We start from the raw sequence: 24,886 nt of genomic DNA on the forward strand, positions 1-24,886 counted from the left end.
TTTTCTTCAAAAATCATCGCTAGGGCTCGTTGAGCTTATTTTTCACTGCAAAATTCCGCTCGCCGGCCTATTCTAAGGGTGCGGAATGTGAGCTGGTATTATTCAATATCTAATTTTGAGAAAAAGAGGTTTAGACATGAAAAAGCTTGCACCTTGGCTCATCCTCTCGGGTTCCATTTTGATCGCAGTGTTTAGTTTGGAGAGCATTGTTTTATACGTGAATTTCACTGCTTACCAGAGGCCTGTTAACTTTGACTACATTTTTTTTAATATGCCTGCTTCTTTTGAAATGATATATTGGACCACAGCTATTCTTGGAGCGGTTCTTTTTATTACGGGTATAGTTAGTGGACTTCTGTCTAGAAAGTAGATAAACTTAGCCAAGAAGAAGCCTTTTCGGTAAATGCGGCCCTTTCCATGTGATTCGTTTCATCCTGTCTGTTTCTCCTATTCTTGGAATGGTTTAATTTGTAAGAAATCGCTAATTACAGGCGAAACGTCTCAGATTGAAAAGGGTTATTTCAGGCCCCAAGGTCCTTGCTCTCTACTTCGGCAACAATCCCGAACCATTACCTCCAATTCAGCTGCCTGTACAGCCGCGTGACTGCTCGACGGTCGGGGAGCTGCGGAAGATCGTGCGTGGGGGCGCCTGCGGCACCCAGATCTCTCCGCGTCAACCTGGCAGGACGAGCGAGGAAGGCGGCATACAAGCCCTAGGATCCAGACTGCACAAAATCCTCATTCTCGGCGAGCACCTTGCCCTCTGTATCCAGGAATCGGATCAGCGGCTGCTGTCCATCCTCGTAGAAATCGGACGCCATATAAAAGTTGCGCAAAATGGCGTCCATGAACAGCGTCATGAAGGCCGCTCCAATCTCGCCGCCTTCCCCGGAGGTATCCAGCACCGCCTCAATGGTCCGGTCGTCGAGCATGGCGATGCTTTCAAATGGCGCTTCTTCGTCTTCCGAATCATTCAGTTCCTCTTCAATCAAACGGCGGAAGTCGTCCTTGGTCAGATGCATACTTCATTTCCAATTCTTGCAAAAGCGCCGTCTCGCCAGTTCGCGCGGCGGGAAGGATCGCTACCTGCCCTCCGGCGCGCCGCTCCGACGCGGCTTGCGGGCCGCGTGCGACAGCAGGCCCGCGAGCAGCACCATCGCCAGGACGACGAGCATCGCCCGGCGCAGACCGATCTGCTCGCCCAGCAGGCCGAGCGAAGGCGGGCCGACCAAAAAAGCAAAGTAGCCGATCATCGCGACCGCGCTCACGCGGGCAGCCGCCCCTCGCGGTTCATCGCCCGCGGCCGATAAGCCGACCGGAAAGCCGACCGAAGCGCCCAAGCCCCACAGCACAGCACCCGTAGCCGCAGCCGCCGTCCCGCTGCCGAAGATGAACACCAGCAGGCCGGCTACGCTGAGCGCGGCGCAGCCGCGCAGCACGGCCACGCGCCCGAAGCGGTCGAGCATATAGCCCCCGGCCAGCCGGGCCACGAGCATCGCGCCGACAAAGAAGCCGTACACCAGCGAGCCCGTGGCCGCCTCCACGCCGTACCCGTCGACCATCGCCAGCGGAATCCAATCGCTCGCCGCCCCCTCGGAGAAGGCGGCGCCCAGCACAATCAGGCCGATCATCCACACGCGCGGCTCTCGCCAGATCTTCGCCGAGAGCCGCGCCCCTGACGCCCTTGACGCTCCTGGCACATCCGCCTCCCGCTCCTCCGCCGCTTCCCGTCCCGTAGCCGGAGGCAGACAGCGGGACAAGGCGTATACGCCTCCGCCAAGCGCAAGACCGACCGCTGCCAGATGGATCGACACCGGCAGCTGTGCCGCAATGGCCGCCGTGCCCGCCAGCGCGCCGAGCAGCATGCCCAGGCTAAAGAGCGCATGCAAGAGCGGCATGACGTTGCGGCCTAGGGCCTGCTCGAGCGAGCCGCCCTCGACGTTCATCGCCACATCCAGCACGCCGTACCCGATCCCGAAAATGAGCAGCCCGGCAAAAATCACCGGCGCCAGAGCTACGGCTGTCCCTGCCCCTGCGGCAATAAAACCAAGCGCCAGCAGCATTGTGCTGGCCGCGATTGAGCGGCGCGCGCCGAGCCTGGAGATGAGCCGCCCCGAGCCCGTCAACCCGACAATGGAGCCGGTGGCAAGGCCAAGCAAAAGGAATCCCATCTGGGAGGTGGACGCGTCAAGCTGGTCCCGTATTGTGGTGGTGCGCGACACCCAGGAGGCGAAGGCGAACCCGGGCAGCGCAAAGATCACGAGCAGCCCGCCAAACCACAGCTTATGGCCGTTCTCGAGCGGCTGCCGCTCGCGCCGTGCTGAATTGGACATGATGATACTACTCCTTGTATGTGCAATTGAGTAACTATGCTTTCCATCATGCCACACCGTATGCGCAGTGTCCAACGCCGCTACAAATGACTTGGAGCTCGCTGCGGGCAGCCAAGCTGTCCATAGCGAGCTCCACAATAACCATAACCGTAGTCCTTACTGGCGGACGCTGTCGAGGTGCTCGCCCAGTCGGTCCCACGTCTCCTTGATACCCTGCTCCATGCCCATCTCCAGCACGGTCTTGAGCGCTTCTTCGCTCTCGTAACGCGAGATGCTGATTAGCTTCGTTTTGCCCGCTTCATCGACGAATGACATCGCCACATGCGTGGCCGGCAGCTCCTGCGACTCGTTGCCGTCGGCATCGGAGAAGTAGTCGATGTAGCTGAAGGCGGCAGGCGCGTCGATCTCTTGATAGACCCCCTTGCCCCACGATTCCATGCCGTAGAAGTCCCCTTGGTTCTCGTCCATGCACTTCATGCAATAATGCCACACGCCGCCCGGGCGAAAGTCGACGTGGCACGCCGTCAATGTCCAGCCGCGCGGCCCCCACCAGTGCTTCAGATGCTCCGCTTCCGTGAACGCTTGAAAGACCAATTCCTGCGGCGCGTCGAATACGCGCTCCAAAATGATTTCATTGCCTTCCACCTTCGTCATCATTTCATTCGCCATGGTCGATTCCTCCTTGTTTATGTTGCATTTAATATACCATACAAGGAATATTCGTTCAACAGAATATTTTGTGAGTTGATATCGCGATGACGCCGCTACTCGTATCGATCACGTCCCGCAATACGTCCGGTACGGCCCGGCGGACGCGGGCGCCGCTGCGCAATAGGCTACTTGTTCGGCCGTGTAGGCATAGGGATCGGCAAGCGCGGCAAGCAGCGCGTGCATGACGCCGTAATCCCCATCCTGCTCCGCCGCCGCGAGCGCCTCCTCGACCCGATGGTTGCGCGGGATGACCGCCGGATTGCTGCGCCGCATGAGCTGAAGCGATTGTTCGCGCGACTCGGACTGACTGTCCAGCCGAGCCTGCCAGCGCGTCTGCCAGGCTGTCCACGCATCCGCTGCGGTCAGCCCGCTATCCTCGGGCCGCTCCAGGGTGAGTGCCCGGAAGGCATTGGTATAGTCTGCCCCTTGCTCCTGCAGCATCGCGAGCAGCTCTTGGACCAGCGTCTCGTCCTCTTCGTGGTCGTCGCGGCCGAACAACCCCAGCTTGGCGCGCATGCCGTCTAGCCAGTACCCGTGATACAGTCCGGCGAACGCCCCGATCGCCTCTTCCCCCAGCTCCAGGGCGCGCGCTTCGTCCTCGGCCAGCAGCGGCAGCAGCGACTCGGCGAAGCGCGCCAGGTTCCAGGCCGCGATCCGCGGCTGGTTGCCGTAAGCATACCGGCCCTGACGATCGATCGAGCTGAACACCGTCTCCGGATCGTAAGCATCCATGAATGCGCACGGTCCATAATCGATCGTCTCGCCGCTGACCGCCATATTGTCGGTATTCATGACCCCATGAATGAAGCCGGCGAGCTGCCATCTCGCGATCAGCTCGGCCTGGCGGGCAATGACGGCCCGCAGCAGCCCGACGTATCGCCCATCCTCATCCTGAGCCGCCTCGGGAGCATGCCGCTGCAGCGCATAATCCGCGAGCGCTCTCAGCTGCTCCTTGTCATCCAGGGCCGCGGCATATTGGAACGTGCCGACGCGCAGGTGGCTCGCCGCCACCCGCACAAGCACCGCGCCGGGCAGCAGCGACTCGCGGACGATCTGCTCGCCGGTCGATACGACCGCCAGGCTGCGCGTCGTCGGGATGCCCAGCCCATGCATCGCCTCGCTGATGATATACTCCCTCAGCATCGGGCCCAGTGCGGCGCGGCCGTCGCCCGAGCGCGAATAGGGAGTGCGGCCGGAGCCCTTGAGCTGGATGTCGACGCGGCGGCCGTCCGGTGTGCGCTGCTCCCCCAGCAGCAGGGCGCGGCCGTCGCCCAGCATCGTGAAGTGGCCGAATTGATGGCCCGTATAGGCCTGAGCGAGCGGGTCCGCCCCCTCGGGCAGCCGATTCCCGGCCAGCGTCTCGACGCCCGCCGCGCTGCGCAGCGCCTCGGCGTCGAGACCGAGCGCGCCGGCCAGCCCCTCATTCAGGACGGCCAGCCTCGGCTCGGCCACCGGCACAGGCGCCAGCTTGCTATAAAAATGATGAGGCAGACGAGCGTAGCTGTTGTCGAGGTTCCAGCCCATGGGCGGTGTGATGTCGCTGTTCGTCATGCTATCCATCCCCTTCCTGATCCTTGTACGGACAGTATACCCCGATTGCCGGCCTACGTCACATGCGCTTGCTCCGGGTACGGCAACCCCATGCAAAACACCCCTTTCGATGGGAAAGGGGTGTACATGCAGCGGCGTACGGGAGGGCTACGCCTCCGGTTTATTCCGCTGCTCCGTCAGTAAGGTTTTGATGTCGCGAATGTCGTGCCGCAGCTCCTCGTTCTCCTGGACCAGCCGGTCGAGCTGGCTCTGCTGGTGGGTATCCTCCTCTTGATTGAGGTAGCTCAAGATGACGGCCACGACCAGATTGAGGATAACCAGCGCGCCGACAATAATGAAGGACACGAAGTAGACCCAGGCCCACGGCAGCTGCTCGATCACCGGACGCGCCACCTGACTGGCCCAGGATTCGAAGGTCACGACCTGCACCAGCGTAAAAAGCGCATGATGAAAGCTGCCAAAATATTCATACGGCAGCGCCTCGCGGAAGAAGGTCGTGCCAATGATGGCATAGATGGAGAAGATCAAAAAGGTAAGACCGAGAATCCCCGTCAGCGCGGGCACCGACTTCATCAAGGAGTCGATGATTTTGCGCAGTGCCGGTATCGCCGGTATCATGCGGATGAGCCGCAGCACCCGGACGAGCCGCAGCACGCTGACGAGCGAGGTCGAGTAGAACGCCAGACTCGCCGCCACGATCGTAAAGTCGAATACATTCCAGCCGCTCCCAAAATATCGGCGCGGTCCCAGACCGGCGATTTTGAGCAGCACCTCCAGCACGAACAGCCAAATGATGATGCGGTCCAGCGCGAAGAGCAGCCGATTGCCCGCATCGTACGTCTCCATAATAATCACAAGACCATTAAACATGATCAGTCCGATCACCATCGGTTGAAACAGGGGATGCTCCACCAGTGCCCGAATTCTCCCCCTGAACGGACCGTCGGCCCGACTGCCTGCAGTTGCGTCGTTACGATTGTTCGCCATTGCCAGTGCCACTATCCCCTTCCGCCTCACGAGCTATGTTCACCCTCATTATACAATGAAACATAGGGCAAACGTAAATGGCCCGCTTCCCGGAACGGAACACACCGCCGTGCAAGGAAGTCTTCCTTGCACGGCCGAATACATTTGCAGCAAACTGTTATTTCTTTCCCGCTTTCCTAGCCATCATCGGCTCGTGTACCACTCGTTGATTTCGGCGGCCACCGCTTCGCCGCCGGCCGCCTTCCAGGCGCTCTGCATATCGGCGATGCCCTTGTCCGTCACGCCGTCGACGACCATCTGGATGAGCGCGTCTCTGACGACGCTGTTCAACTGGTTGTTGCTGGCCGCAAGCTGCGGCAGATACGGCGCGAAGGCGAGCGGATTGAACACCCGCTGCTCCTCCGGCACCTCGTTGACGATGCGATAATTGTCGTACATCGCCTGATTTTTGCGGAGGCGCGCCTGCCAGTAGGTCTCGAAGACGTCCTCGTCCATGCCGATCACGAAGGCGTTGGACGAGCCGCGCTGATCGAAGAACGCCGGCTCGATCGGGAGATACGCGCCATCCTCGACCGTGTAGGTCTCGCCCTCCGTGCCGATGAACATCTCCTTGAACGTCTCCGGCTCCAGCAGCGCATTCACCGCCTTGACTGCATCCTCCGGGTGGGCGGCGCTTTTGGGGACGAACGTGATCTTGTTGATCCCGCCGTGCTTGAGGAAGCCCTTCTGCCCGTCCGCGCCCTCCATCGGCAGCAGGAATTGATAGGTCGCGTCCGGCTGCACCTTCTGCAGCGCCTCGTCGTAGCCGGGGATCGACGACCATCCGGCTACCAGTACGCCGGCGCGCCCGCTCGTGAATTTCTCGGCAGCGGTCGAGCCCTTGTTGGTCGCGAATTCGGCATCGAGCAGCCCTTCCTCATAGAGCATGCGCACGTATTGGAGATAGTCCGGCAGCGCCGGATGATTGGCTGCATGCACGAGCTCGCCGTCCACCTCGCTCCACTGCGCCCCGCCGTCGACGAACAAGCCGAACGCACCGGCGACGTTGTCGATCAACGGCGTGCCCGACATCGTGAACGGGATGTTCTGCGCACCGTTGCCGCCCGGGTCCTGCTCGCGGAAGGCCCGCAGCACCGCGGTGAACTCGTCAAGCGTCTGCGGCATCGGCAGCCCCACCTGCTCCAGCCAGTCGGTGCGGATGAGCAGTCCGGTGCGCACGTAGCTGATGTTCAGCGTCGGGATGCCATAGATCTTGCCGTCGACGCTGGCCGAAGCGAAGCTCTCATCCGATATCGCCTCCCGGATATGCGGGCCGAATTCGTCGATCAGCGGCGTCAGATCGGTGAGCGCGCCATTCTCGGCGAAGGTGAAGAAGTCCTGCGCATTGGTGGCGTCGACGAGGTCGTAGTTCGAGCCCGAGGCCATGATCAGATTCAGCTTCTCGCTCGCATGCTCCTGCGGCAGGGCGTCATACTGAATCGCATAGCCGGACGCCTCCTCGATATAGTCGGCGACGGGATAATGATTGTAATCAATATTCGTATACACTTTCAGGAATTTCAGCTCCGGCTTGTTCGCAGATGCTTCCTTCTGCTCCCCGCCTCCGCCGCCGGCAGCGGCGTCCTTGTTCCCGCCGCCGGCCGGTTCCTGCCCGCTGCAGCCGGCCAGCAGCACCACCACCACCAATACAAGCGCCGCGGCCATCCATCCTCTTTTATGTCTCAGATCCAAGCGAACCCCTCCTCGTGATTTTTGCTTTCCATGACTGCATGATGCGTTTCGCCCGCCGTCACCCTTTGACCGAGCCGATCAGGATGCCTTTGATAAAATACTTCTGCAGCATCGGGTAGACGAGCAGGATCGGCAGCGTAGAGACAATAATCGTCGCGTTGCGGATGCCCTCCGGCGAGACATTGAGCAGGTTGTCGATGCTCTGGGTGAGCCGACTCTCATCGGAAGCCTCCAGCACGATATCGCGCAGGTAGAGCTGCAGCGGCTTCAGCGAAGGATCGGTGATGTAGAGGAGCGGATGGAACCAGTCGCTCCAGAAGGCCACTGCGTAGAACAGGCTGATCGTCGCGAATACCGGCGCCGACAGCGGAATGATGATGCGCAGTACGATGCGCAGGTTGCTGGCGCCCTCCAGCTTGGCCGATTCCTCCAGACTCTCCGGCAGGTTCTCGTAATAATTCTTCATCAGCAGCATGTTGAACACGTTGATCAGGCCCGGCAGGATGAGTGCGCCGAGGTTGTTCATCAGTCCGAGCGACTTGATCAGCAGATAGTTCGGGATCAGCCCGCCGTTGAACAGCATCGTGAAGACGTACGCGAACAGGATCGGCTTGATGCCCGGCAGATGCTTCTTGGACAACGGATACGCCGCGACCGCGGTGAACAGGATCGCGCCGAGCGTGCCGACGACCGTGACGAAGGCCGAGACCCCGAGCGCCCGCAGGAACGTGCTGTCGGTCATGACGAAGTACAGATTCTCGAACGTGAAGCCGACCGGCCACAGCCCGACCTGTCCGGAGACGATCGCCCAGTTGGCGCTGAGCGACTTCGACAGGACATTGAGGAAGGGGAGCAGGCACGCCAGCGCGCACAGCGCCAGCCAGGCGTAGACGACAATGTCCAGTACCCGGTCCCCCGCGCGAATATGACGCATTTTTTACGTCCCCCTTTACCAGATGCTTTTGCCGGTGGCGCGCTTGGCCGCGGCGTTGCCGCCGATGACGAGCGCGAAGCCGACCAGCGATTCGAACAGGCCGACAGCGGTCGAGAAGCTGTATTCCATCGACGACAGCCCCATCCGGTAGATGAAGGTGCCGATGACGTCGCCGGTCTCGTAGACAGTGGGGTTGTACAGCAGCAGGATCTGCTGCGTCCCCGCCTCCAGCACATTGCCCACGCGCAGGATCAGCATCAGGATGATCGTCGAGGCGATGCCCGGCAGCGTAATCAGCAGCATCTGCTGCAGCCGGCTCGCGCCGTCGAGCCGCGCCGCCTCGTACAGCTCCGGATCGAGACCGGCAATCGCGGCGATGAAGATGATCGCATTCCAGCCTGCCTCCTTCCAGCCGTCGGTGGCGATCACGACCCAGCGGAACACGCTGTTGTCCATCAGGAAGTGGATCGGCTCGCCGCCCAGCGCCACGATGACCTGATTGACGATGCCTCCAGACGGCGACAGCACATTGACGAACAGGCCGGCGATGACGACCCAGGACAGGAAGTGCGGCAGATAGATGATCGTCTGGATCGAGCGCTTGAACCACATCAGCCGCACCTCATTGAGCAGCAGCGCGATCGCAATCGGGATCGGGAACAGGATGACCACCTTGTAGAGACTGATGACAATCGTGTTGGTCAGCACCCGGGCGAAGTCCGGCGACTGGAACAGGCGCTCGAACTGCGCCAATCCGACCCACTCGCTGCCGCCGATGCCTGCGAAAATATTAAAGTCCTGAAAAGCAATCACAAGCCCGTAGATCGGCGCGTACTTGAACAGCAGCAAAAACACCAGGCCCGGCACCAGTAGCAAATACAAATCGTAATTACGCTTGATCTGCGGCAGCCGAGCCGGCCGCTCCTTGCCCGCGCGCGGCGTGCGCGTCAAGCCCGAGCCGTCGCCCGGCCCCGGGCCAGGGCCTTGGTACGCCATGCGCTCACCCCCTCTTTCGTGGAATTGCCCCCAGTATACCGCCTGCCCGGCGCGCCGCGATACGTACAGCCTTTAACCGTTCTGGTCGATATGTAAGGAAACCGCTCTCAGCGCTCCGGCAAGCGATCGACGAAGATCGTCACCGTCGTCCCGACGTCGGGGGCCGAGTCCAGCTGCATGCGGCAGCGGCCATGCGTATAGATGCGCAGCCGCTCCATGACGTTGTACAGGCCGTACCCGGCGGGGGCCGGTCCCGGCGCGCCCTGCAGGCCGGAGGTCAGGCGCTCCGCCTGCTCCGCCGGCATGCCGGCGCCGTCGTCGCGGACGCGGATCGCGTAACCCGCGCCGCTCGCATACGCGTGCACAAGCAGCCGACCGGTGTGCCCTTCCTTGCGCTGAATGCCGTGCAGGACGGCGTTCTCGACCAGCGGCTGCACCGTCAGCTTCGGAATCCGGCACTCCCGTACGGCCGGGTCGAGCTCCAGCTCGAAGGTGAAATTGTCGAAGCGATGCTGCTGAATGTCCAGATAAGCCCGCGCCAGATTGAGCTCGTCCTCCACCGTCACGAGATCGCGGCCCTTGCTCAGCGTCAGGCGGAAATACTGGGCGAGCGTATTCAGCATCCGGCTGATGTCCGAAGCGCCGCGGGTGAGCGCCATCCAATTGATCGTATCGAGCGCATTGTAGAGAAAATGCGGATTGATCTGCGCCTGCAGCGCCCGCAGCTGGGCCTCGCGCTCCTTCATGCGCGTCTCGTAATGGTCCGCGACCAGCTGCTCGTGCGTCGTCAGCATATGCGCCACGCTCTGCTCCAGGCGCAGGATCACGCCGCGCCGGTTCGCGATGCGCTCCCCGACCGTCTCGGCGCCGCGCAGCCGCAGCCGGCTCGTAATCTGGCGCAGCCGCGCCACCATGCCATCTGTGACGTAGGCGAACACGAGGAATGCCGCCAGAATGAACAGCAGCAAAAAGGACAGGATCAGCACCAGCGGCGAGGCGAAGCTGGTGGCCCAGTCCGGACGGCTGATCGCGCGCGCAGGCACGAACGAGACGGTCTTCCAGCCATTCTGCTGCAGCGTGTCGTAGATCGCCAGATACGGCTCGCCGCGATGCGCGAACCGCAGGATGCCGGACCTCCCGGACGTCATCTCCGCGAACTGCGGCTGCGGCAACAGCCGCTCGCCGATCCGGCTCGCGCCGCTGTGCGAGACGATGCGCCCTGCGCGGTCCAAAATATACATCGCCTCCGCGTCGTCGGCGAACTCCGCCCCCGATAAAATCGGCGCATAATTCGTCTCCGGCACGAGGATCTCCATGATCCCGATGACACGCTCAAAGCGCTGCGGGTCGCGGATCAGGCGGGCCAGCGACAGCGCCTGCACCTCGCCGGCGGCGCCGTACAATTGCGGGCGGGTCGACACCCAGTAGGCCGCGCCGCTGCGCGCCATCACATCCCCATACCACGGCTGGGCCCGCGCCTCGCTGAGGCCGAAGAAGTGGACGTGCTCGCGGGCGTACAGCTTGTCGTCGGGGACGTACAGCTTGATCCCCAGGATGTCGTGCCCCTTGAGGCTCTTGATCAGGCTGGCGAGATTGCGCTGCTCCATCACCTGGTCGAAGCGGTACCCGGAGGCCGGCTCGGCCAGATTGTCGTACAGCAGCTCGTTGAGGATGAGCGAATCCGACACCTCGAGCACTATGGAGAGCCGATAATCGACATTGATCCGCACCTGCTCCACGGCGCGCAGCATCGATTCGGCGACCTGGCGCTCGAGCTCGGCCGACGCCTTGTGGAAATAGACGTACAGCAGCGCGCAGGCGGGGAGCAAGACGAGCAGCAGATAGACATAGACGATCTTGCGGTACGCCGCCCACAGCAGCCGCAGCTTGTGCCCCATCAGCCCCGGTCCTCGCGGTACGTATCGCGGTACTCGCGCGGATTCATGCCCGCCCACTTGCGGAACTGCTTGGAAAAATAACTCGGCTCCGCGTACCCGATCGCGAAGCAGACCTCTGCCAGCTTCAGATCGGTGTCGCGGAGCAGCTCCTGCGCCTTGTGCATCCGCACGCGCGTGATGTATTCATTGATCGTCTCGCCCGTCTCTTGCTTGAACAGCAGGCAGATATACGTCTGCGACAAGTACACCTTGGCGGCGATGTCGGCGATTGTCAGATTGCCGCCGTATTCCGACTCGACGATCTGCACGATGCTGCGCACCGCCTCGTGCGAGCGCGTCCGCTTGCGCCGCTCGACCGCGTCGCACACCGCCTCCAGCAGTCCGAGCAGCTCGCACTGCATGTCCTCCAGCGTCTCCAGCTGTGCCACGCGCGCCCAGGCCTCCGCCTCGCGGCGGCTCAGCGCCTCGGTACCGAAGCCGAACTCCGCGACGAACTCGGAAATCTTGAGCAGCAGCTGCAGGCAGATGCGCTGGCTGTCCTTGTAGCCGATCGTCCGCTCCGCCGCCAGCGCGGCGAACGTCTCCGAGAGCTGCGCCTGCAAGGCGGAGCGGTCGGCCGACTTGAGCAGCGCGGCCAGCTCGGCGATCCGCGCGTGCCATCCGCCAAAATCGACGGCCCGCTCCGAGCCGAGCGCATCAAAGGCGATGACCCGATTGCGGCCCAGGTACAGCTTGTGCGCGATCGCTTCGTAGGCCATGGCGTACGAGGCATGCAGCTGACCGAGCCCGCTCGCGACGCCGCCGATGCCGATCGTCAGGCTGATGCCGCCGGCGAGCCGCCCCAGGGACCCGCTCAGGTCCGCCTTGAGCCGCTCGGCAAGCGGCACGAGCGACTCGATGCCGCCCCGCTCGCCGAGCTGGACGGCCAGCACGTACTCGCCGCGCCGGTGCTCGAAGACAAAGCCCGCCTGCTCCGCCTCCAGCACCTCCTGGCAAATGTTGCAGACGGCAAACGACACCAGCTCCGCCTCGCGCTCGGGCATCGCCTCGAAGACGGCCTGCGAATTGTCGATGCTGACCAGCAGCACGGCGTACGACGCCTCGCACGCGAGACCCAGCTCTAAAAAAGCGGCGCGCCTGCCCAGCGCGGCGCCGTCATGCTCGCCTCCGCTCTCGCCGCCGCGAATGAGCTGAACGAAAAATCTTTCGCGCAGGAGCGGCATGCTTTCGTGCAGCCTGGCGCTCATGCGCTGCAGCAGGTCGCGGCGTCCGCGCTCGCGGTGGGTCAGCGTCACGATCTTCTCGACAACCTCGGTGAGCTCCGGCAGATGCACCGGCTTCAATATATAATCGACCGCATCCATCTTCATCGCGGTCTTCAAGTAATCGACCTCGTCGTAGCCGCTGACAAATACAACCTTGACCTCGGGCAGGAGGGCCCGCAGCCGCCCGGTCATCTCGATCCCGTCCATCACCGGCATCCGCACATCGGTCAGCACGATGTCGGGCTGCAGCGCCTCCGCGAGCTCGAGTCCCTTGCGTCCGTTCTCCGCTTCTCCCGCCACCTCGATGCCGTACTTGGCCCAATCCATGCACACCCTGAGTCCGCGGCGCGTCGAGCGCTCGTCGTCGACAATGATCAGCTTCTCCATGCGGCTGGCTCCCCCTTCGCTTCCGGCTATTCTTGCTTCCATTATACCGAATCCGGACTAGCACAGAAGGATGGGGAAATGGTCGAGGATTATGCAAATGGGGGGGTTCTGCGGTAATCCGAGAGGTTCATGCCGGTGTGCCGCTTGAACAGCTTGTTGAAATACCGGCTGTCGGTGTAGCCGACCCGGCGGGCGATCTCGTACACCTTGAGCTCGGGATCGGCAAGCAGCGCCTTGGCCCGCTCGATCCGCAGCTCGATGAGATATTCGCTGATATTTCGCCCCGTCTCCTCCTTGAACAGGCTGCAGACATAGTTCGGTGACAGATACACCTGCTCGGACAGCTTGTCCAGACGGAACGGCTCGTTGTAATGGGCTTGCAAATACGCGATCATCTGCGCCACTGTGCGATTATCACTGTCTCGCCTCGTATGACGCGCCCGTACTGCCGCCGCCAGGCGATCCAGCAGCGCTTCCAGCTCCGCCAGCAAATCGGGCAGCACCCCGCCGCTGCGATGAAGACGGTCCCAGACCTGATAATCCGGCCCCAGCACCTCGGCAGCCCGCACCGACAGGGTCAGCAGCTCCATGCCAATCGCGCTGAGCAGGCGCATCGCCTGCATCACTGCATACTCCGGCTCCAGCAGCGCAGCGGAGGGCCGATAGAAGCGCGCGAGCAGCTCCGTCAGACGCTCGGACTCCCCTTGCTTGACTGCGAGCACCAGCTCGCGCTCCGCTTCCTCCGGATACGCGGACAGCGCCGGTCGGCCAGCCTGGAGCTCGCTGTAGGCCAGGACATGCCCGCCGCCCAGGAACGCCTTGTATTTGCACGCCTCTCCGGCGCTTATGTACGAATCGCGCAATTCCGCGACACTGCCGCATTCCAGCCCGATGCCGATGGTAGAGCCGAGGCCGCACGCCTGCTGCAGCGCCGCCTGCCACTCATGCGCGAGCCGCTTGACCCGCTCCATGCCGGTATCGTGTTCTCCGTCACGAAGGCTGACGCTTCCTCCCCCATCCGCCGCTTCGCGTCCGAGCACGACGCCGATACTGGACACATCCGGACCGGGGAAAATACCGCCGCGACCGTCGACGCGCTGCTGCAGCACCTGTCCCGCTTGCAGCAGCCGCAGCTGCAGCTCCTCTTCCGGCTCGGCTTCGGACGCCGGATCCGGCGGCTCGAGCTGGACGAGCAACGCGCGACAGGGCTGATCGGCCGCCAGCGGGAGACCCAGGTACCGGAGCCGCGCTGCCAGCTCCTCTCCTGTCGGCGCGAGCCCGGCCGCCGCCTGCTGCAGGAAGCGCTCGCGCAGCAGCGGCATGCTCTCGCCCAGCTGCGCGCGCAAGCGCGCCGCCTCCTCGGCGTGCCGCTGCTCCGCCCGGCAGGCATCGCGCGCCTCCAGCACCTTGGCGACCAGCTCGTCCGGCATGACCGGCTTGAGCAGATAGTCGGCGGCGCCGAGCCGAAGCGCCTCCTGCGCATAGTCGAAATCCTCGTACCCGCTCAGAATAACGACCTTCGCCGTGCTGCCGGATGCGCGAATGCCGCGTGCCAGCTCCAGACCGGAGCAGCCGGGCATGCGAATATCCGTGACGACGATATCCGGGCGGCACGCGGCGAACAGTGTCCGGGCCTGGTGGCCGTCCGCCGCCACGCCGGCCAGCTCAATGCCGTGCGCGCGCCAATCGACGATGCCGGCGATGCCCTCCCGAATCATCTTCTCGTCGTCCGCAATCAGCAGTTTGATCATGTCGCTAACTCCTCTCGTCTCGTTCGTTCCACAGCGGCAGCCTTACCTGCACGCGCGTACCCGAGGTCCCGCCGCCCTCGCCGCTATAGAAGCGCAGACCATACGCGCTGCCGGCGTACAGCTTGATGCGCTCGTTGACATTGTGCAGCCCGTATCCGCCTCGCTCCTGCGCTGCGAACGGCTCCGCCCCGTCCAGCATCGCATTGAGCCGAGCGGCGTCGCAGCCCGTCCCGTTGTCCGTGACATCGATGCGCAGCTCATGGCCATGCCGACGGACGCCGATCGCGATGCGGCCGGGCTCGTCCAGGTCGGCGAAGCCGTGCTGAATCGCATTTTCCACGAGCGGCTGCAGGATCAGCTTGATCATCGGTGCCCGCTCCAGACCGGACTCTACCGTGACCTCCTGCTTGAATGCGCTGTCGAAGCGGACCTGTTGAATCGTGACGTAGCAGCGCACATGCTCCAGCTCGTGCGCCACGGTCGTCAGCTCGTTGGCCTTGTTCAGACTGAGCCGGAACAGCTGAGCCAGCGCCGTCACCATCGTGCTGATATCCCGCGCGTTGTAGCGCGTGGCGGCCATCCAATTGATCGCGTCCAGGGTATTGTACAGGAAGTGCGGATTGATTTGATGTTGAAGCGCTTTCAATTCGGCGGCGCGCATTTTTTCGTTGGTCGTGTGGATCGTCACGACCTGCGCCTGAAGCTCAGCCGACATGCGGTTGAAATGGCCGTACAGCTGCGTGATCTCATCCGTCCTCCCGCTTCCCAGTCGCAGCTGGGTGCCCAGATTCCCGCTCTCCAGACGTCGCATCGCCTTGGTCAGCGTGCCGATTCGTCTGGCCAATCTGCCGGAAATGTAGATAGAATAAAGAATCGCCAGCCCGAAGCCGACCAGCGCGCTGATGATGGCCGCAACCTTGATGCCGGCGATCCGCTCGCGCAGCTCCCCCGTCGGTACGAAGCCTACGAGCTTCCAAGGCGTGCCCGCAATGGTCTCGTACACGAACAGATGCGACCGGCCGCCGACCGTCGTGCGAAAATCGCCCCCTTCGCCCTCCATGATACGGGCTGCGTAGGGCTTGGCCGAGTAGTCGCGGCCAAGCAGGGTCTTGTTATGATGCGAAACAATGCGCCCGCGCTCGTCCATCAAGAAGACAAAGCCGGTCTTGCCGATCCGAACATCGCCGACGACCTCCCAGATGCTGCGTTCGGGCAAGCTCACCGCAATCGCGCCCAGCTCGCGCTCGTCGGCCATGCTGCGCAACCGCCGAAACAGCGTCACCTCCGGCTCGCCGCCGGCATCCGGCGGCATCGAAGCCGCGCTCCACTGCATGCCGGCGTCGCGCTGCATCGCCTCGCGATACCCTGGCGCTTCATCCAGAAGCGAGAGCGCCTGCAGCTCCGCCACGTCCATGCTGTCCGGGAACTGGCCGACATCGCGGTAGTAGAGCCGAATTCGATACGACTGCCGGTATCCGGTCAGATTGCTCAGGATAGCGCGCAGCTCGCGCACGTCATCCTGCAGCTGCGCCCATGTCGCGGGTGTCTGGCGGCTCAAGATGCGCTGCACGTCCGAATTGACGTACACGATCGTCGACAGCTCCTCCCCTTGGGCGAAGCGCAAGCTCAAGTTGCGGTTCGCCTGGGCAATCGTTTGCCTGACGGAGCCGCTGACCTCTTCTTCGATGGCCTCGCTGACCTTCCGATACGAAAACAAGCCGACGAGGGCCGCCGGCACAAGAATCGCAACCAAAAACGAAAGCAACAACCGAGCGTAAAGCGGCATAATTCACCTCATCCTTGCCTGATTGACCTCATTATAATCCCATCGCCGCCAGCGGGCAACGCACCCGCGCCCGGTGCCGAGGCGCAAGGCCGACGAACCGGGTACGGGGCGGCGTAATCGGAACCCGCTATTGCAGTTGCAACGGATCGAAGTCGGCGATGGTAAAGTCCTCGCGCCGGAAGGCGCCCTCGCTAATGCCCCGCTCGAAGGCCTCGTTGTACCGCTTCGTCAGGTCCGACAGCGCGGCGTCAATCTCCTTCTGCCCGTTGATCACCTGCATGAATACGCTCTGCATCGTGTCTCCCTGGAGCTTGAGCCCCGGCGGGAACGGCGGCCATACGCCGTCTGCCTCCACAATCTGATAATGCTCCAGAAGGGGCACATCCGACTGATAGGCGGGGTCTTCGGCGACCTCGTTCAGCAGCGAAATGCCGCCGACCGTCTTCATGATCTCACCCATGAATGCGGGCGAATAGAGATATTCCATCGCCTTCCACGCCTTGTCCTTGTCCTCGGCGAACGCCGACATCGCGTAGCCCGAGCCCATCTGGATCGTCGACTTGCCGCGCGGCTCGCCGTCGATCGTAGGGAAGGCCGCCACGCCGACGTCGAAGCCGATGTCCATGGAGGCAAAGATACCCGGGTCCCAGGAAGCCCCGCCGATGATGCCGATCTCGCCTTCCGCGAACTTGGCCCGCCCCTGGTCGCTGCTCACCAAGAGCGCCCCCTTCAGCATGCTGCCGTCCTGCTCGATCTGCCGCGTCAGCTCCAGCAGCGGCCGGTACGGCTCGAAGTCGAAGCGCCCCTGGCGATGGTCGAAACCGCGATTCACGCCGATGGCATTGTAGCCCATGCCATTCATCAGGATCACATCGGTGTAGTAACCATCGCCCATCGGCAGACCCAGTCCGGCCGCCGCGCCGCCGCTCGCCTCCGTGATTCGCTGCGCGAACTCGCGCAGCTCCTCGAACGTCTGCGGCGGCTGCTCCGGATCGAGCCCGGCCTGTTCAAAGAGCGCCTTGTTGTACATCAGCCGCATCGTCGAGGCCTGATCCGGCAGCGTGTAGATCTGATCGCCGATGACGTTATTGTTCTCCACCCATACCCCGTCGCGGAAGCGGGCCTTGAAGTCGTCCGTCATATAATCGTTCAGCGGCTGCACCCAGCCGTTCTCGGCCGCCTTCTGCGTCGAGGACGGCCCGGTGATGGAGAAGATGTCCGGCCCTTCCTTGGTGGAGAAGGCCAGGCTGAGCACGTCGTTGTACTTGTCGGCGACGACGTTGAGCTCGATCTCCACACCGTCTTCGTTGGTATCGTTGTACGCGGTAATCAGCTCGGTCATTTTATCCTTAAGATTGCTCTGATGCGTCCATAGCGTGACCTTGGTCTTCTGTTCCGCTTGCGCCTGCGGCGGCTGCAGCTCCTCATTGTCGCCGCCTGTCGTCGCCTTGTTGCCGCCGGCGCAGCCAGCCAGCGCCGTCGCCAGCAGCACGGCTGCCAGCGCGCCGGCTCCCCTTTTTTGCATCTGTCTCATGTCTTGCTACCTCCTCGGTTGATACTTGGAATGTATATATACAGCCAGGGTCTGCGTGCAGACCGTCCGGCCCCATATCAGCCCTTGAGCGCGCCCGCGGTGATGCCGCTGATGAAAAAGCGGTTGGCCCACAGGTAGACCACGGCGATCGGGATAATGGACATGCAGGAGCCCGCGATCAGCAGGTCCCATTGCATGCCGCCCTGCGGCCCCGATACGTATGCCAGCGAGGTCACGCCTACCGACAGCGGACGATTGTCCGGACTGGTCAGCGTCAGGGCGAGCGGCAGCATGTAGCTGTTCCACGTGCCCTGGAAGGTGATCAGCGTGACGACGCCGACCACCGGTGTAATGACCGGCAGCAGGATACGGGCGTAGACGCCGAAGACCCCGCAGCCGTCGATGATGGCCGATTCGTCGAGCTCCTTCGGGATACCCTTGAGGTAGCCGATGACGAGCAGCGTCGTCAGGATGGAACTGCCGCCTAGCGTCGCCAGGATCAGGCCGAGCAGCGTGCGGTGCAGCTCGGCCTGGACGACCAGCATGAAGACCGGATAGATCGTCACCGCCCCGGCGACGAACATGGAGAAGTAGAAGGTCCCGAGCATGAACCGCTTGCCAGGGAACGACTTGCGCTGGAAGCAGTAGCCCATCATCGTCGAGAACAATACGGTGACGGCGGTAACGGTGCCTGTGAAGAACAAGCTGTTGAACGTGTACCGGGAGAAATTGGCCGCCTTCCAGGCATTGACGTAGTTGGCCAGCGTGAATTGCCGCGGCAGCAGACCGACGCCGCCGGCCAGCAGCTCCTGGTTCGACTTGAACGAAGCAAGGAAGATGTAGATGACCGGAAAAAGCGCAACGAGCGTCGTCGCCGACAGCAGCACATACAGCAACACATGGATGATCGCCCGATTCAGGCGGGCATGAGCAAGCATGGACAACCCCTCCTATTCGTCCTCATGGTTCGTGTGAGGCTATTCGTTCTCACTCAGTTTTTTGCTGAGCTTGAAGTACAGCAGCGCGACGAGGCTGATGATGAGGAAGGCCACGACGCTCGCCGAGGCGGCATACCCCTGCTGCGCGCGGTAGCCCTCCATTTCGAAGAAATAATTGAAAATGTACGTGACCATCGTCTCCGAGCCGTGGTTCGGCTGGCCGCGCGTCAGCACATTGACGAGGTCGAATTCCTTCAAGCCGTTAAGCACGCCGAGCATGATGATGATCTGCAGCATCGGTCCGAGCTGCGGAATCGTGATCGACCACAGCTTTTGCCGCTCGCCCGCGCCGTCGATCGTCGCCGCTTCGTACAGCTCGTGCGGAATGCGCTGGAGTCCGGCGAGCATGAGCGTCATGTTGTAGCCCATGCCCTGCCACACGCCGATGAGGATGAGCGTCGTCAGCGCCGCTCCGGCCGATTCGAGCACATAGATCGGCTCGTCGGCGAGCCCGGAGGCGAGCAGCAGCTCATTGAGAATGCCATTCTCCGGTGAGAGCATGATGCGAAAGACGACGCCGACGACCGCCGCGCTGATCAGCACCGGGAAGTACAGCGCCGCCCGGAAGAAGACGCGTCCGCGCAGGCTGCGATTGAGCAGCACCGCGAACAGCAGCGACAGCGGAATGCCGATCGCCATGCCGCCGAAGGTCAGAATCAGCGTATTGGAGACTGCCTTCCACCATACCTCGTCGCGCAGCAGCACCGCGAAATTGTCGAAGCCGACGAACGTCGCCCGCATCCCGTCGTAGTCGAAAAAGGAATAGCGCAAGATCCATAGCAGCGGATAGAGCACGAACGCGACGAACAGCGCGTACGGCGCCGCGATCATTGCATAGATGGATGCGAGCTCCGCCACCCTGGCCCGCCTCAGCTTTACTTTCATCTTTGTTTCCCCCACTCCTTCGGAAGCCCTCTGCCTATCGATGTCTTCATCGTAAATGAGAACGCTTCCGATTGGAATGAGACGCGATTCGGATTCGGGTGGCGTATATTCAGATTGCAGCCTTATCTATTCCCAAGCAGCAATGCCGACATCGTCAAACGACACCGCGCCATCCATCGAGCCGATGCCGAACGCCCCGCCGCTGAACGTGTCGTCGGATGCCCGCAGCATCGTGCGGCCGTCATAGGCGACGATGATCGATCCCGTCGCGTCGTCGCGCGCGATCGCGAGCGTATGCGCGTCGTTGTCGGTCACCCAGTCCGTGCCGTCGGAATCGGCGAGCACCGTGGCGACGCCTCCGTCCACCATGTACAAGCGCACCTGCCGGCTGTCATTGTCGAGGCGGACGTAGTAGTAGTGCCCGCTGTCTTGATAATTGAACAGCACGACCGCATTAGCCTGCGGGTGCGACGCCAGCTCGTCGTCCAGCCGCACCTGCATGCTCAACCGGAAGCGGTGCGCGTCCGCGCCATCGCGCAGCGCATACTCGCCCGGCCGATCGCCGCTCTGCGGAGCATAGCCGCTCGCAGTCAATGCGTACATGCCGTCCGGCCCCGCCGTCCAGCGGCTCCCCGTGCGCGGCGTCCAGCCCGCGTCGCTCCCGTCGTAGCGGCTCACATCGGCCGTGACGCCCGGCAGCATCGTGAGGCGCAGCGTCCACCTGGCCGTATCGTATTGCGCATTCGCGACCCGATTGGTCACGAAGGCGAGCACATCGCCCTGCTCGACCGGCACGAGCTCGCCAATCGCGTAGCCCGTCATATCGGATCGGTCGACCTCTCGATAGCCGCTCTGCGGCCAAATATTGGCGCCATTCTTCGTGACCTTCACCTGGAAGCCGTCGCCGCCGGTGTAGGCATTGTGGCTGGCGACGGTCGCCGCGATCTGCACCGTGCCGTCCGCCGGTGCCACCCAGCGCTGTACGGCGTCGTGGCTCGTGCCCGGGATGATATAGTCCGATGTCGCGATCGGGCTCGAGGCGGCATTGCCGGCGCGCACCCAGCGATCCGGCAACAGCTGCGTCACGCGGAAATAATCGAATTCGGCCTGACGCACGACCCCGTTGCCGTATTCGGTATTCATCGCGTGCAGCCCGATCTTCATCGTGTCCGCCGGGATGCGCAGATCGTCGCCGAGCCGCGTCCACGTCACGCCGTCGCCGCTATACTCGGCGCGCAGATCGAGTCCCCGCTTCGTCAGACGCAGATACAGATCGTCGCCGGCATACGGATCGTCCGTATGCGGATCGTTCGAGCGGTAGAACGCATCCGGCGCGGTCTGGAATTCACGCACGAGCCGGATGACCGGGCCGCCCAGCCCGGAATGGTATGCGCGCTCGAGCTTGATGTAATTGTCATCATCGGTATACAGCAGCAATCCGGCTGCCTGGTAGTTGTGCGTCGCGTCGAAGCTAAGCTTCGTCTCGATCCGGTAGTCGGGAAAGAACGGCGTCTGCAGCATCAGATTCTTCTGATTGTTGTTGCCCGCCCACAGATCGCCCGGCTGCGCCGTGATGCGCAGCTTCCCCGGCGCCTCGGTCACCGACCAGTACGGACGATCTTGATGCAGGATATGCTGCCAGTGCCCCTTCATGTCAAGGGTGTCGAATTCGTCTGTGCCAAATTGGAAACCGCCGCTGCCCGCCTCCTGCCACTCCAGCGGCTGCGGCGGCTCGTCGGCCGACGTGTACTGCCAGCCGTACACACTGGAGGTCGCACTGAATTCACGCGCGTAGTCGTATTCGACCACTGCGGCACGCGCGGCGTAGATGTAGTCTCCGACAGCAGTGAAGCTGACGGGCTCGCCGTTGAGCTCTACGCCGGTAGTGCCCGGCGCATAGATCGCGATCGCCCGGCTCGGGTCCGTGTCGGCGGCCAGCTCCGCGCCATATAGCTCCACTGTCGCGCCGGCCCAGCGCACGCCGAGATCGGCGATCCGGTGCGGCGACGCCACGATGGCCGCGCCGTCCTGCCGGAGCGCCGTGCCGCCGACGAGCGAGAGCGCGACCGGCTCGCCCGTCGCCGCGCGCTCCACGTAGGCGAGTCGGCCGTCGAAGGCATACGCGCCGAAGGTCCGCTCGCCGGCAGCAGTCGGCTCGTGCGAACGGTAGTACTGCGCCGTCCGGCCCCCGTCGTCCAGGTCGATCTCCAGCGCAGAGACCAGCGGCGAGGCCGGCGCGACAGCGAGACTCGCCGTCGCGATGTCGCGGCTCTCGCCCGCCGAGGTCGGATAGAGCACCGTATCGAAGGTGACCGGTCCGGCGGACTGCTTCGTATATTGCGCGAAGCGCGCATTGGCCGAGGCGGTCGTGCCGTACCAGCCGTCCTTCAGCTCAGCCTCGTCGTAGCTCCCCGGATGCGCCGGCACGATCTGCAGATTCGGCTCGCCGGGGACATGCGTGGCCGTCTTCAGCGTCCCGCTGGCCATGGTCGGCACGGCGCCGGGCAACAGGTGCCAATTCTGCTCGTACGTATGCGCAGCCGCAGACGGCATCGTGCTCTCCACCAGATCGGAGACGATCCAATAATTCGGCTTGACGAACAGGACCGAGCGCGTATGGGCGAAGCCGGCCGTCGCGTACGTCGTCCCCTCGCTATAATCGAAGGCCGCGCCCTGCGAGCGGTAGGCCATCGTATCCGTATTCTGCGCGGACAGATTGTGATACTTGTGCATCGGCAGCCCGTCGATGCGAATCGTGTTGTGCGATTCGACGTTGTCGAATTGCCAGCTGGAGATCGGATTGGCGGACAGATAATCGTTGACTCCGGTATCGGTGAGCAGCACCTTGCCGTCTGCGTAGGCAATCAATGCATTCTGATCCATATGGCCGTGCGGACCCGCGCTGTTTGTGAACAGCAGGTAGCGGTCCTCCTCCTCCCAGCCGGTGCGCATCGTGACCTGCTTCGTGTCCGGATAGTAGCTGCTGGTATGCTCCGGCGCGGTGCCGGAGACGCCCAGGCTGGCGACGTATTCCAGCTCCTCATCGCCGAAGGCGTCGGCGATCTGCAGATAGGTATCGAGCGAGCGGGCATAGCCGCCGTCGCCGTATACCGGACTGTACCCATTGGGTAGCGTGAAGTCCATCATATAGCGCGCCAGCTTGTGGATCGTGTTGTTGAAGGTCGGCGTCATCTCGTCCCCGTACAGATCGGCCAGTCGGCGGAAGTCCCAGAATACCTGCAGCGCCACCAGCGAATAATTGTAAGTGGCCTCCGAATAGCCGCCGTCCAGGAAGACGAGCCGCGCCATCTGCTTGTCGATGCGCGTCTGCTGCGTATCCGCCCAGCCTGCGGCATCGGAGAATTCGGGGAAATACAACGCGCCGGCGTAGATGCCCTTGGCCTCGATCAACGACCAGTTGTTCCCGCCCTGCGCCTCCGGCGCATTGTTCAGCCAATCGAGCGTCTGCCACATGTTTTTGACCACGATGGTCATCGCCTCCGCCGTCAGATGCGGCGAACCGTACAGATGCTCCAGCATGCGCGGCACGAGGTACGGCCGGAACGAGACGTCGATGCTGCGCTTGTGCTGACTCGTGTGCGGCGCCAGATACGCGCTCGGCTCATCCATGAAGTCGGTCATGAGTCGCACCGTCTGCTCGGCATAATGCTCGTCGCCCGTCGCCGCGTACGCGCCGACCAGCTCGCCGAAGAACTGGAAGCGCGTCGTCGTCCACATGTATTCGTTTTGCGCACCTTGCGGGTTCGTCCAGTCCGGTCCGCCGGGCAAGCCGTTGTACGAGAAAATATCGGCGCTGGCATTGTTCCACGTAAGCGTCGACTCATCGTAACCGTAGCCGTTCTTCACCAGCAGGATCTCCATCCCGCCGCTGCCCGCCGACGCCTGGCCGTGCAGACGCAGCTCCGCCGCTGTGATCGGCCCGGGCAATGCGCTCGGCAGCGGGAAGGTCAGATAGGCGCGGCGCGACTGCGTATCGAGCGCGGCATTTGCCGCAATGCCGCTATCCTGAACGTACAAGGATGTGTCCGCGCCATGCGTCTGTCCGGCAGCGCCGGCATGCACGTAGGTGTCCTGCGAGGCGCCGACCGTCACCGCTTGCCCCCCTGCGGTCAGCACCAGCTCGGGGGCGTGCGCCGATGCTTCGGAGCTGGCGAATTCGGCCATCGCGTCGTCGTCCTTGTACCGGCCCATGAGCAGGTAGCTGACCTCGCTCTGACTGCCCTGCGCCGCAGACTGCACGTGCGCCGTGACGTCAATCGCGTGGGTCGCCGCCGTCTCGCCGATGGCGAAGACCGCCTCGGGCGTGGCCGTGCCTCCGGCGCGCCAGAGGATATTGTCCGCGATCAGCTCGGCTTGGAACGTCCCGTGTGCGATCAGCGGGAACGCCGTGAACCCTTCACGCGTCTCGTAATAAGCCAACAGCCGCTGCTTGGCGAGCGCATAATCGCCCAGCTTCACAGCCGCCTCTACGGGGGCCAGCTCGGGGCTGTAGCCGTAATTCAGCTTGCCGACCGTCGTCCATGTCGCGCTCGTCTCCTCCCAGGCGCCGAATAGCTCGGCGTCCGTCAAATGCCCGTCCGCATCCAGCGCATGCGCGACCGGGCTCTGCGCTCCCGCCCCCAGCCAATCGCCCGCCCCGGTGAGCAGCAGCGCGGCACACAGCGCGACCGTGACCGTATATCGCCAACCGACCTTCCAATCCACGATCTGTTCTTCCATCATCTGTTCCACCATCCTTTTCAAATTGCGAATTTTCAGGATAACGCTTTCATATTCTGTCAATCTGTCCTCCTTTCGTGCTTATGATATCGACCGCTTCCGGCGCTGTAAATGCGGCTTCATTCGGACAATGGTGGCTTGCATTCGGATAAACCGCCAAAAAAGTAGCCCTAACGGACACAGGAGGTCCTTAGAAGCTCAATTGGCCGTGCCGCCAGCTCTAATGGACATCAGCGACGCTTAGAAGCTCCTACGTCGTGTAATTCCTCCTGATGGGTGCGCTAAGCGTCTCAGGTGTCCGTTAGAACGCCGTAACCTCGCGGCTGGCACACAAGGCGAAACGGGCAAGCCGTCGTCTTCCACGGCCCAGCTTGGACGAATCGCCTGTCCGTTTCATTC

Annotated in this window: 17 protein-coding genes; 1 reads left to right on the forward strand and 16 read right to left on the reverse strand. The window is 62.8% G+C overall.

The genetic code is table 11. The features are described 5' to 3' along the window. The first annotated feature begins 136 nt into the window (after nt 1-136). Entirely contained in the window at nt 137-370 is a 234-nt protein-coding gene (locus IDH44_RS13900; protein WP_190918589.1) for a hypothetical protein, read from the forward strand. 343 nt (nt 371-713) lie between these two features. On the opposite strand, the gene IDH44_RS13905 is transcribed toward IDH44_RS13900, so the two are convergent. The 16 genes from IDH44_RS13905 to IDH44_RS13980 form a co-directional block, all read right to left on the reverse strand. Further along, a complete protein-coding gene (locus tag IDH44_RS13905) occupies nt 714-1,022 on the reverse strand; it encodes a hypothetical protein (protein ID WP_190918591.1) in 309 nt (102 codons plus the stop codon). Nucleotides 1,023-1,082: 60 nt separating this feature from the next. Then, entirely contained in the window at nt 1,083-2,333 is a 1,251-nt protein-coding gene (locus IDH44_RS13910; protein WP_190918593.1) for an MFS transporter, read from the reverse strand. A 156-nt stretch (nt 2,334-2,489) separates the two neighbouring features. Beyond that, nucleotides 2,490-3,002 carry an SRPBCC domain-containing protein gene (locus IDH44_RS13915; RefSeq protein ID WP_190918595.1) on the reverse strand — a complete coding sequence of 171 codons (513 nt, stop codon included), beginning with the start codon at nt 3,000-3,002 and terminating at the stop codon, nt 2,490-2,492. A 108-nt stretch (nt 3,003-3,110) separates the two neighbouring features. After that, nucleotides 3,111-4,595, reverse strand: coding sequence for a protein adenylyltransferase SelO (locus IDH44_RS13920; RefSeq protein WP_190918597.1), 1,485 nt, complete (start codon nt 4,593-4,595; stop codon nt 3,111-3,113). A 147-nt stretch (nt 4,596-4,742) separates the two neighbouring features. Next, complete coding sequence (locus tag IDH44_RS13925) at nt 4,743-5,594, reverse strand: ion transporter (RefSeq protein ID WP_317890184.1); 852 nt, start codon at nt 5,592-5,594, stop codon at nt 4,743-4,745. Nucleotides 5,595-5,765: 171 nt separating this feature from the next. Further along, nucleotides 5,766-7,313 (reverse strand): extracellular solute-binding protein, encoded by a 1,548-nt coding sequence (locus IDH44_RS13930; protein WP_190918599.1) that lies wholly within the window; start codon nt 7,311-7,313, stop codon nt 5,766-5,768. Nucleotides 7,314-7,371: 58 nt separating this feature from the next. Then, a complete protein-coding gene (locus tag IDH44_RS13935; protein ID WP_190918601.1) occupies nt 7,372-8,247 on the reverse strand; it encodes a carbohydrate ABC transporter permease in 876 nt (291 codons plus the stop codon). A 15-nt stretch (nt 8,248-8,262) separates the two neighbouring features. After that, complete coding sequence (locus tag IDH44_RS13940) at nt 8,263-9,243, reverse strand: ABC transporter permease (RefSeq protein ID WP_190918603.1); 981 nt, start codon at nt 9,241-9,243, stop codon at nt 8,263-8,265. 107 nt (nt 9,244-9,350) lie between these two features. Next, nucleotides 9,351-11,141 carry a cache domain-containing sensor histidine kinase gene (locus tag IDH44_RS13945; RefSeq protein WP_190918605.1) on the reverse strand — a complete coding sequence of 597 codons (1,791 nt, stop codon included), beginning with the start codon at nt 11,139-11,141 and terminating at the stop codon, nt 9,351-9,353. Further along, nucleotides 11,141-12,793, reverse strand: coding sequence for a response regulator (locus IDH44_RS13950; protein ID WP_190918607.1), 1,653 nt, complete (start codon nt 12,791-12,793; stop codon nt 11,141-11,143). Before IDH44_RS13950 ends, IDH44_RS13945 begins: the two co-directional genes overlap by 1 nt. Before the next feature lie 89 nt (nt 12,794-12,882). After that, nucleotides 12,883-14,544, reverse strand: a complete 1,662-nt coding sequence (locus IDH44_RS13955) for a response regulator (protein ID WP_190918609.1) — start codon at nt 14,542-14,544, stop codon at nt 12,883-12,885. A 4-nt stretch (nt 14,545-14,548) separates the two neighbouring features. Next, nucleotides 14,549-16,330 carry a cache domain-containing sensor histidine kinase gene (locus tag IDH44_RS13960; RefSeq protein ID WP_190918611.1) on the reverse strand — a complete coding sequence of 594 codons (1,782 nt, stop codon included), beginning with the start codon at nt 16,328-16,330 and terminating at the stop codon, nt 14,549-14,551. A 127-nt stretch (nt 16,331-16,457) separates the two neighbouring features. After that, complete coding sequence (locus IDH44_RS13965; RefSeq protein WP_190918613.1) at nt 16,458-17,864, reverse strand: ABC transporter substrate-binding protein; 1,407 nt, start codon at nt 17,862-17,864, stop codon at nt 16,458-16,460. Nucleotides 17,865-17,941: 77 nt separating this feature from the next. Next, nucleotides 17,942-18,802 (reverse strand): carbohydrate ABC transporter permease, encoded by an 861-nt coding sequence (locus IDH44_RS13970; protein WP_190918615.1) that lies wholly within the window; start codon nt 18,800-18,802, stop codon nt 17,942-17,944. Between the two features lie 39 nt (nt 18,803-18,841). Next, entirely contained in the window at nt 18,842-19,747 is a 906-nt protein-coding gene (locus IDH44_RS13975; RefSeq protein WP_190918617.1) for a carbohydrate ABC transporter permease, read from the reverse strand. A 126-nt stretch (nt 19,748-19,873) separates the two neighbouring features. After that, nucleotides 19,874-24,490, reverse strand: a complete 4,617-nt coding sequence (locus IDH44_RS13980; protein ID WP_190918619.1) for a heparinase II/III family protein — start codon at nt 24,488-24,490, stop codon at nt 19,874-19,876. Nucleotides 24,491-24,886: the final 396 nt, after the last annotated feature.

The organism is Paenibacillus sabuli, from assembly GCF_014705605.1.
Lineage (GTDB): Bacteria > Bacillota > Bacilli > Paenibacillales > Paenibacillaceae > Paenibacillus_D > Paenibacillus_D sabuli.